Source organism: Gordonia sp. p3-SID1431 (assembly GCF_025143765.1).
Taxonomy (GTDB): domain Bacteria; phylum Actinomycetota; class Actinomycetes; order Mycobacteriales; family Mycobacteriaceae; genus Gordonia; species Gordonia hongkongensis.
The window spans coordinates 1-10,254 of record NZ_JAMBDT010000016.1 but is presented as its reverse complement, the minus strand read 5'-3'; the positions used below and the strand labels follow the sequence as shown (position 1 = coordinate 10,254).

Here is a 10,254-nt window from a genome sequence, read left to right as displayed (position 1 = left end):
GACCGGCCGCGGTGGCGACACCGCCGGGTCGAACTAGCTGGTACAACAAAGGAACACGCCTGCCGCACAACAACATTGGCGCGCACCGGTTTTGTCCCGAGCCGGCGTCGGCGTGAACGTGCCACCTATGATGACACACGAAAGTGAGGAAACCCTCATGTTTGTCGGTGACCTGTCGGTATACCGACCAGTAACCGCGCGGGTAACTTTTGGCACCGTGTCAACCACCATGGGAAGCGTCGGAAAACCGCCAGGCCAGGCAACATACCCAGGGGTACGCGTGCGCCCGAACTCTCGCTCGGTCAACCGTTATCAAACCGTTATGTGATGTGGGGCACCCTTGCGCGTCGCGGTCCAGCCGTGCCGCAGGCCGAGTGCCCTCGAGACACCCCACTAGAGTCGGCCGCATGAGCAGTTGCATCTTCTGCGCCATCATCGCGGGCACCTCCCCGGGTCGCATCGTCTACTCCGACGACGACGTCCTCGGGTTCCTCGACATCCGGCCCGTGACCCGCGGGCACACCCTCCTCGTGCCCCGGGTCCACTCCTCCGGGCTCGACGACCTCGACCCCACCCTCGGCGCCGCTCTCTTCCGCGCCGGTCAACGAGTCGCCACCGCGATGAAGACCGGACCGGTGTCCGCCGACGGGGTCAACCTGGCACTGAACGACGGCCGCGCGGCCTTCCAGACCGTCTTCCACACCCACCTGCACGTCGTCCCCAGACACGACGGGGACAAGCTGAGTTTCGCCAAGGGCTTCCTCGTCCGCCGCGACCCCGACCCCGACGAGACCGCCGCTGCGGTGCGCGCCGGGATCGAGTCCGTCGGATGACCTTCGGCGAGCCCGACCCGGACACCGGGGCCGAGACCCGGATTCCGGACGCGGTGGCCGACCTCGTGCGCCGCGCGGAGTGGATCACGGTGTTCAGCGGCGCGGGTATGTCGGCCGAGAGCGGCATCGCCACCTTCCGGGACGCCCAGACCGGTTTGTGGGAGAAGTTCGATCCCGCCGAACTCGCCACCCCGGAAGCGTGGGCGCGCGACCCCGCACTGGTCTGGGGGTGGTACCGCTGGCGCGCCCGCGAAGTGCTTGCCGCGCAGCCCAATGCGGGCCACCGCACGCTCGCCGAACTCGCCACGAGCCGCACCGTCATGATCGTGACGCAGAATGTCGACGATCTCCACGAGAGGGCCGGCAGCGACGTCGTCAGCCACCTGCACGGCAGCCTGTTCGCCCCCCGGTGTTCGGTCTGTGGGACCCCGTACGACGGCCCGGGCGCATTCCCCGATCCCGGCGACACCGGTACCGCGCCGGACGACCCGCGCGTCGACCCGCCCACGTGTCCGCGCTGCGGCGGGAGGGTGCGGCCCGGCATCGTGTGGTTCGGCGAAGCACTGCCCGAATCGGATTGGCAGCGAGCGGATCAGGCGTTCCGTGCGGCCGAGGTCGTGCTCGTCGTGGGGACCAGCGGGATCGTCTACCCGGCAGCCGCGCTACCCGAACGCGCGGTGCGTGCGGGCATCCCGGTCATCGAGTTCAACCCGTCGCCGTCCGCGCTGTCCGACATCGTGACCCACAGTCTGCGGATGCCCGCCGCCGTCGGTCTGCCGGCGTTGCTCGCGTCACTCGGCTGACGTGGTGCGGCGTCACTCCCCCGCGGTGAGATCGATCGGCTGCCATCTCCCGACGTCATCCGTCGTCTGAACCGCGACGAGCGACCCCGGCTTGCATCCGCGCTCGTCGAGCACGGCGGCGACATGGTCGAGCACGCGGTCGGGATCGAGTTCGAACTCCGACTCGCGCACGCGGACGAATTCCCAACCGCAACGGCGCAATTCACGCTCGCGTTCCAGATCCGACCGAGCCTGCTGCCCGGTCCCGGCGAACTCGTCGGCATCACATTCGACGGCCATGCGCGCATCGGCCCCCAACACGACCAGGTCGACGATCCGGTTGTTGACCGTGACCTTCGGGGTCACGTGATAGCCGAGCGCCGCGAGACGGTTGAACACGCGCTGTTCGAGGAGGTTGTCGAACGGGCTCACGCGGCGATCGTCGGGCACGTCGGACGGCATGGCCCCGATCGACGGACCCTCGTTGGCGGACACATAGGACAGCAGCGAGGCACGAAGGTCGTTGGGGCGCAACTCGTCGAGTCCGATCGAATGGAACAGCCACAACTGGTCCATGGCCCGGGTGGCCGCCACGTTGACCCGGCGTTGGGACTCCGCGCGGGTCAGCGCGGAGATCGCACCGGCGTCCGAGACGACCATCGACAGGAAGACCACGTGCCGCTCGTCTCCCTGGAAATCCGGGGGTGAGCCGACGCGGATACGACGCGAGCGCCAGGTCTCGGTGTCGATCGCGGCGCGTAGCGCCTTCTCGATCGTCTCCACCTGCTTGACGCCCTGCAACGCGATCACACCGAAGTCCAGATCGTCGTATGCCGGGTCGGCCAGACACCCCCGGAGGGCATCGACGATGGCGGCCGCCTCGGCCTCGTTGCTGATGCCGTTGCCGGTCCCGGTGGCCGTTCCGTCGACCGCGACCGTCCGCAATGGTTCGAGCCGGTCGGAACCGTACTGGCGCACCGGGATCAGCGGCGCGGACCCGTAGAATTGGCGCGACGAGAACTCGATGATCTCGGGCATGGACCGGAAGTGTTCCCGCAGTCCCACGACGTTGCCGAAACGGCTGCGCAACAACGAGAACAGGCTGGACCGCGGCGTCAACCCGTCGCGCAGGTATGTCGGGAGGTCGGGCAGCGCGGCATCGAGTTCGGCGAACGCGGAATCGAGGTTGGTGCCGCTGAGACCGACGGGCGCGCACTGCTTGTCGTCACCGACGACGATCACGCGCGGGGCCAGCCAGAGAAGGAACGCGCTGGTGATGTCGGCCTGGGACGCTTCGTCGACGATGACGACGTCGAAGGAGTTGCGGCGCGGTGGGAGGGTCTCGGCCACCTGGCTGATCGACATGATCCAGGCGGGCACGGCGTTGCGCGCCTCGGCCATGGCCTCGCGCGCCGCGCGTCGGAAACGATTGGCATGTTTGCCCGATCCCTTGCCCAGGTTGATCATGTGGTCGCGGTAGGACTGGACGGCCTGCAACTCGCCGGCCGTGGTGCGCGCCAGCACCTCGCGGACGGCGCGCGCAGAGGCCAGCCGGGTGGTGAGGGCCGCGATGTCGACCTCGACGGCATCGAGGTCGGACTGCAGCCGGTCCTCGGCGAACGGATCGCTGCGTTCCTCCGCCCAGGTGTGGGCGAACCGCCACGCCCACGCCGCGCCCATGTCCCGGGCGCGTTCGGTCCAGATCGGGTCCTGCGCGCTCGACCACATCGTCTTCGCGAGTTCGGGTGCCCGGCTGCGCAATCGGAGCCCGAGAAGCTCCAGGGCATTCTGCTCGTCGGCCTCGGCTGCGGCGGCCGCGAACGCGCGCCGCGCGTCTCGGATCGCGACCGGGTCGGCCGTGGCGAGTGCCGAGAGCAGCGCGTCACCCTCCGGCGACGGCCCCTGTTCGAGTTCGGTCGTCAGGCCGTACACGCGGTCGGCGAGTTCCTGTTCGGCGAGGACCGCGTCGTTGGCGGCCGCCACCGATCGCGCCTGATGGGCCACCTCGGCTGCCTCGGCGACGGTGCGTGGTCTCGGGCCGCCGGGGCTGATCGCCTCGAGTTCACGGACGAGATGCTCCCGGCCGGTGAGCAGCCTCGAGATCCACGCCAGTTGGTTGTCGAGGCGGACGAGGTTGTCGAGCTGCGCCGACCGCGACCCCGACGCGTCCACCGGGACGTGCAGGTCCGCCAGGATGCGATGCGCCTGATGGACCGCGTCGATGACGGTGAGGTGATCGGCGACCCGGCGCAACGAGGCCTCGTCGCGAGGAGGCCGTCCGTCCACGGTGGCCCGCACCGGCGACTCCTCGACCGCGCGCTGCTCGGGCGAACGCCGCAACCGTCCCCGCCACTGACCGCCGTCTCGCAGGAAGTCGGCGGCGGCGTCGAACAACGCGGCGTCGCCGGGCCGCGCCCCGTCGACGACGACCGCGTGCGCGCCCAGGTCACGGTCCCGACGAGCGGCCTCGGCGATGACCGGCGACAGCGTCGTCACCCGCGACCAGAGGTGCGCGGCGCGTCCGGCGAGCAGCCGGTCCGCCATGTCGACGATCGGCTCCGGGTACGACGCCACCTCGCCGGAGGCGACGGCGAGTTCGTCGCAGATGTCCTTGATCCGGACCAACCGGTCACTGTCGACCCCGTCGAGCACCGACAGCAGCGTCCCGGCGCCGGCCATCGGCTCGCGGGGCCGCGCGGCGATCCGGGTGCAGATGGAGTCCATCTCCGCCGGCTCGGGCAGGTGGTGGTCGAGGTCGACGAACCGTTGCGCGAGACGCGATCCGGAGCCACCGGTGCTCGCGAGCAGGTCCGCCAGCCGGACGAACTCGGCCGAGTCCAGCGGGGGCACCGCGCCGTGGACCGGCCCGGGCAGCCAGTCGAACGCGGCGGCGTCTGCCCGCACCCGGCGGACGATCTCCGCCGGGGATCCCCGATAGTCCCCCGCGACCCATTCGTGGACCTCGGTCTCTTCCGCACGCAGGTCCCAGAGTTCGCGGAGCAGCTGATCCCGTTGTCGCAGAGCGTGATCGCGGCGCGCGGCCAGGTCGGCGATCTCCGCGTCGGCGACCCCGGGCGTGAACGACGCCTTGCGTTCGGCGAGCTCGGTCACCGCATCGACGATGCCCTCGGAACTGTCCTGGGACACGTCGGCGATCGACACCGTGAGCGCCCGCAGAGCGGGCGGCAGCATGTCCCGGAGCACGTGGAGCGCATGGGCTTTCTCGCTGACGACCAGGACGCGCTGTCCTTTCGCCAGCAAGGCCGAGGTCACGTTGGCGATGGTGTGGGTCTTGCCGGTTCCGGGCGGACCCTCGACCACCACACCGGTGTCGGACCCGAGCCGGGCGAGCACATCGCGCTGTTCGGCATTGGACGGCAGCGGGAACAGCGCATCGGCGACCAGGTCCGCTGGATCGAGGACGCCGGGGGCGCGGAGGGCGGCGAGTCGGTCGGGCGCCTCGATCGGGCGGACGAGCTGGGTCAGTGCGACCGGTACCTCCGACTCCTCGTCCCGCAGGTCGTCGATGATGGCGTCGTAGAACGCGAGGGAACTCTCCACCCCGCGACGGCGGAGGACCACCGCGGGCCGGCTCTCGACCGTCAACGACACACGCTCGGCGTCGACCTCGATCGCCTCGCGCCACTCGGCCATCAGCTCGGCGGTCTTCGGCGACAGCACCGAGGTCAGCGCCGACAGCTTGCCGCGGATCCCGACCGCGCCCGCGAGATCGAGACCGTCGAGAGCAGCGAGCAGATGGGTATCGCGAACCGCGGGAGACGAGCCCGCCCCGAGCGAGAACCGGATCGTGTCGTCCGCGTCGCGGTCGGCGACCAGAACCTGACTGAGGAGGTGTTCCCGGACCATCGGGTCGGCGTCCGCGTCTGTTGCGTCCCGCACCGTGACCAGTGCGGACGCGATGACGAGTTCGAGTTCTTCGGGCTCCGCGCCGAGCGCATCGACCAACGCGGCGAATTCGGCATGGACCGCGCCGGCCCGAGCGGCGTCGGGGTCGTCCGGTCCGACCTCCACCACCACCTGGCCCGGCACCGCGTTCGACCGGACGGCGACGGCGGTGGACGGCCCGACCCAGACATGGCCGGGGTGGTCGGAGATGTCGTGGACGTCTCCGGAGCGAGACCGGACCAGATCGGCCAGAAACGTCATCAGCCGGGTGACCTGATCGCGCAACGTCTCGCGCGTGTCATCCTGCATACCGATGTGTTCCTCTCGTCGCCGGCGACTCCTACGCTACAAGACGCTGGTCAGAGGAACTCCGTGCCGCCGCGCGGGTCGGCCGGATTCCCGACACCGAGCCGGTCAGCCGACGGAGCTCGAACGCAGCGCGCGGTATCCGCCGTCGACATAGCGCACGTTGGTGTATCCGCACTCGGCGATCTGTTCGGCGATCCGCGGGGCCTCCGAACGGACCGACACCACGGCGATCTCGGTGTCGCGGTCGCGGATCACCGGGAAGGTGCCCGACGGAGTCGGGGTGAACCGCTTCGGCACCTCGGTCGGGTCGACCACGAGGGCACCGGGCAGACTCCCCTGATGCCGAACCACCTGGGGACGCGCGTCGACGACGACCGCGTTCCCCTCGCGGCTGTGATTCATTGCCTCGACTGCCGAAATCGAATTCACCACTGACACCGGTGACTCACCAATCCTGTTGCTCGAATTTGTCCGTGTTCATGCGTTCGCGACGGCCATCGGGTGACGGCCGCGGCGTGAATGACCCCCGTCGACCAGGTTACGGAACGATCTCGAATTGACAAGTTTTCTCACACAGCTCTCAGAAGGGCGCAGTCATGCGCTCCTTCTGGTAGGCGACCCGCAGCGGAACCGTCAGGGTCAGGAATGGCGGCCGCGCCCAGCGACACGCGGGGACGGACGCTTACCCCAGTTGTCGCCACGACGACCGTCCCGACCGCCGCCGTGCCCGCCGGCTCCGCGCTTGGCGCCCCCGCGCGTGCGCGGTGCGCCCATGTCCTTGCGGATGTCGATCGGGTTCTTCCCGATCTTCGTGTGCCGCAGCGACGAGAGGGTCTCGTTGTCGAGATCATCGGGAAGCTCGACGAGGCTGAAATCGTCGCGGATGCTGATGTTGCCGAAGTCGGCACGGGTCAGGCCGCCCTCGTTGGCGATGGCACCGACGATCGCACCGGGCGACACCTTGTGCTTGCGGCCGACGGCGATGCGGTACGTCGCGAAGCTCGCGCCCGGGCGCCGCGGAGCACGCTCACGCTCGGGGCGCTTCTCCGACTGCGGCGGGTCCGGCGTCATCAGGAAACCGCCGTCTCGTGTCTCGAGCGCCAGCGCGGCCGCGATGTCGGCCATCGCGACGTCGTTGTCCCGCGCGTAGTTCTCGATCAGCCCGCGGAACAGATCCAGGTTGTCCGAGGACAGGTTCTGGGTGATCGAGTCGGCGAACTTCGCGACCCGCTGTGCGTTGACATCGTCCACGCTGGGCAGGCCGATCTCGGTCAGCGTCTGCCGCGTGGCGCGCTCGATCGCACGCAGCAGGTGGCGTTCGCGCGGCGAGACGAACAGCAGCGCGTTGCCCGAGCGGCCGGCGCGCCCGGTACGGCCGATGCGGTGCACGTAGGACTCGGTGTCGTGCGGGATGTCGTAGTTCACGACATGCGAGATGCGGTCGACGTCGAGCCCGCGGGCCGCGACATCGGTCGCGACGAGGATGTCGATCGAGCCGTTCTTCAGCTGGTCGATGGTCCGTTCCCGCTGCGCCTGCGCGAGGTCGCCGTTGATGGCGACCGCGGAGAACCCGCGCGAGCGCAGCTTCTCGGCGAGTTCTTCCGTCGCCTGCTTGGTGCGGACGAACACGATCATCGCGTCGAAGGTCTCGACCTCGAGGAAGCGTGTCAGCGCGTCCAGCTTGCGCTGGTGGGAAACCTGGAGATAGCGCTGCGTGATGTTCTGCGCGGTCGCGGTCTTGGACTTGACCGTGATCTCCTGCGGCGAGTTCAGGTACTTCTGCGCGAGGCGCCGGATGGCACTGGGCATGGTCGCCGAGAACAGCGCGACCTGCTTGGTGTCCGGGGTCTCGGCGAGGATGCGCTCGACGTCCTCGGCGAAGCCCATCGTCAGCATCTCGTCGGCTTCGTCGAGGACCAGGAACTCCAGACCGGAGATGTCGAGGGTCTTGCGATCGAGGTGGTCGATGACCCGACCGGGTGTGCCGACGATGACCTGCGCGCCGCGACGCAGACCCGCGAGTTGGACGCCGTAGGACTGCCCGCCGTAGATCGGCAGCACCTTCACCTCGGGCATGTGCGCCGAATACTTGCCGAAGGCCTCGGAGACCTGCAGTGCCAGCTCTCGCGTCGGCGCGAGGATCAGCGCCTGCGGGGTACGCGCGGAGGTGTCGAGGCGGGACAGGATCGGGATGGCGAACGCGGCGGTCTTGCCGGTACCGGTCTGCGCGAGGCCGACGACATCGCGTCCGTCCATGAGCGGCGGGATGGTCGCCGCCTGGATGGGCGACGGGGTTTCATAGCCGACGTCGGTGATGGCCGCGCGTACCCGCGGGTCGATCTCGAGGTCGTCGAACGAGCCGACCTGCGGGTCGGCGGGGGCGTCGTGCTCGCCGTGATTCGAGGTACTCATGCGGCGGAAGTCTCATTCATCGCCCTCAACTGTAATGGCCGTCCACCAGAAAGTCGGCATCACGCCCGGGCGGGGTCGCATCCGCCCCCTGAGCAGGGCACGAGCCACGTTCGGTAACCGGTGTGATGCATCTAACGAATACTGGTACTGTCAGTGCCACTCATCCGGCCATCGGTCCCGGTCACACGCACACCGATGTCCGGAATGTCCATTTTTTCTCTCGTCTCAGGAGTGCCATGCAGCAGCAGTACGCCACCCCGTCCGATCTGACGATCGACGACAAGGCGACGACCGTCGACACGATCCTGCGCTACCGCGCGGAGCGCCCCACGATGCCGCTCTTCCGCAAGCGCTCGCACAACCAGTGGGTCAACGTCACCGCCAAGCACTTCACCGACGAGGTGGACGCGGTCGCGAAGGGTCTGATCGCCTCGGGTGTGCAGGCCGGCGACCGCGTCGCGATCCTGTCGTCGACGCGCTACGAGTGGACCGTGCTGGACTACGCGATCTGGCGCGCCGGGGCGTGCACCGCCGCGATCTACGAGACGTCCGCCCCCGACCAGGTCCAGTGGATTCTCGAGGACTCCGGCGCCAAGCTCCTGTTCGTCGAGAACCATGAGCACTACACCCGCCATCTCCGGGTCATCGACGAGACGCCCACCCTCAAGGAGACCCTGGTCATCGACGACCACGCGCTCCCCACGGTCACCAAGCGCGGCGCGAAGACCGCCGACGCGGACCTCGACCAGCGTCAGGCGAATGCGTTGTCGTCGGATGCCGCCACGCTGATCTACACCTCGGGCACCACCGGACGGCCGAAGGGCGTCGTCCTGACGCACGCGAATTTCCTCGCCGAGACGGCCGCGACCCGCGACGCGGTCGGCGCCGGTATGCGGGAGGGCAAGTCGACGCTGCTCTTCCTGCCGCTGGCGCACATCTTCGCCCGCGTCGTCGCCGTCGGCTGCGTCGAGAACGGCGTGATCCTCGGCCACACCAACGACCTGACGAACCTCGTCGCGGACCTGGGCGTGTTCAAGCCGAACTACGTGCTGTCGGTGCCGCGCGTGTTCGAGAAGGTGTACAACTCGGCCAAGCAGAAGGCCTACGACGGCGGCAAGGGGTCGATCTTCGACAAGGCCACCGACACGGCGATCGAATACAGCAAGGCGACGGCGGCCGGCAAGGTCGGCCTCGGCCTGAAGCTCCGGCACGCCGTCTTCGACAAGCTCGTGTACGGAAAGCTGCGCGACGCCCTCGGCGGCCAGTGCGAGGGAGCGATCTCCGGTGGCGCTCCGCTCGGTGCGCGCCTCGGCCACTTCTTCCGCGGCGTCGGCATCCCGGTGTACGAGGGCTACGGACTGTCGGAGACCACGGCCGCGGTGACGGCCAACAACGAGGAGAACCAGAAGGTCGGTTCGGTCGGACGCCCGATCCCCGGCGTCACCGTCGCCATCGCCGAGGACGGCGAGGTCCTGCTCAAGGGGCCGGTCGTGTTCGGTGGGTACTGGAAGAACCAGGCCGCCACCGACGACGCGATCCGCGACGGGTGGTTCCACACCGGTGACATCGGCACCCTCGACGACGGCTACCTCTTCATCACCGGCCGCAAGAAGGAACTGATCGTCACCGCGGGCGGCAAGAACGTCTCGCCGGCGCAGCTCGAGGACACCATCCGGGCGCACCCGATGGTGAGCCAGTGCCTCGTCGTCGGCGACAACAAGCCGTTCATCGCCGCGCTGATCACGATCGACCCGGAGGCCGTGCCCGGTTGGTTGGACCGTCATGACCTCCCCGCCGACACCCCGATCTCGGACCTGGTCGAGAACGCCGACCTGAAGGCCGAGATCGACGCCGCGGTGAAGGAGGCGAACACCAAGGTCTCCAACGCCGAGGCGATCAAGAAGTTCTCGATCCTGGACACCGATTTCACCATCGACACCGGTGAGCTCACCCCGACCATGAAGCTCAAGCGCAACGTCATCCACGACGCGCACAAGGAAGCGATCGCCGAC

At 68.8% G+C, this 10,254-nt stretch carries 6 protein-coding genes; 3 read left to right on the top strand and 3 right to left on the bottom strand.

Going from position 1 to position 10,254, the window contains the following annotated elements; translation table 11 throughout:
- Positions 1 to 407: 407 nt before the first annotated feature.
- Positions 408 to 833, top strand: coding sequence for an HIT family protein (locus M4D77_RS06310; protein WP_065629038.1), 426 nt, complete (start codon positions 408 to 410; stop codon positions 831 to 833).
- Complete coding sequence (locus tag M4D77_RS06305) at positions 830 to 1,636, top strand: NAD-dependent deacylase (RefSeq protein WP_259935791.1); 807 nt, start codon at positions 830 to 832, stop codon at positions 1,634 to 1,636. The genes M4D77_RS06310 and M4D77_RS06305 overlap by 4 nt, the downstream gene beginning before the upstream one ends.
- A gap of 12 nt (positions 1,637 to 1,648) precedes the next feature.
- Here M4D77_RS06305 and M4D77_RS06300 read toward each other — a convergent pair whose 3' ends face one another.
- The 3 genes from M4D77_RS06300 to M4D77_RS06290 all read right to left on the bottom strand — a co-directional run bounded on the left by M4D77_RS06300 (position 1,649) and on the right by M4D77_RS06290 (position 8,242).
- Positions 1,649 to 5,830 carry an AAA domain-containing protein gene (locus tag M4D77_RS06300; protein WP_259935790.1) on the bottom strand — a complete coding sequence of 1,394 codons (4,182 nt, stop codon included), beginning with the start codon at positions 5,828 to 5,830 and terminating at the stop codon, positions 1,649 to 1,651.
- A gap of 105 nt (positions 5,831 to 5,935) precedes the next feature.
- Positions 5,936 to 6,268, bottom strand: coding sequence for a rhodanese-like domain-containing protein (locus M4D77_RS06295; RefSeq protein WP_058250009.1), 333 nt, complete (start codon positions 6,266 to 6,268; stop codon positions 5,936 to 5,938).
- A gap of 201 nt (positions 6,269 to 6,469) precedes the next feature.
- On the bottom strand, positions 6,470 to 8,242 hold the full coding sequence (locus M4D77_RS06290) for a DEAD/DEAH box helicase (protein ID WP_259935789.1): 1,773 nt from the start codon (positions 8,240 to 8,242) through the stop codon (positions 6,470 to 6,472).
- A 236-nt stretch (positions 8,243 to 8,478) separates the two neighbouring features.
- On the opposite strand from M4D77_RS06290, the gene M4D77_RS06285 reads away from it, so the two are divergent.
- Positions 8,479 to 10,254 (top strand): long-chain fatty acid--CoA ligase (locus M4D77_RS06285; RefSeq protein ID WP_259935788.1); only part of this gene is annotated, 1,776 nt, incomplete at its 3' end.

Excerpts from the sequence above, each read along its gene's own strand:
- M4D77_RS06310 (WP_065629038.1), top strand. The coding sequence starts at position 408 with ATGAGCAGTTGCATCTTCTGCGCCATCATCGCGGGCACCTCCCCGGGT.
- M4D77_RS06305 (WP_259935791.1), top strand. The coding sequence starts at position 830 with ATGACCTTCGGCGAGCCCGACCCGGACACCGGGGCCGAGACCCGGATT.
- M4D77_RS06300 (WP_259935790.1), bottom strand. The coding sequence starts at position 5,830 with ATGCAGGATGACACGCGCGAGACGTTGCGCGATCAGGTCACCCGGCTG.
- M4D77_RS06290 (WP_259935789.1), bottom strand. The coding sequence starts at position 8,242 with ATGAGTACCTCGAATCACGGCGAGCACGACGCCCCCGCCGACCCGCAG.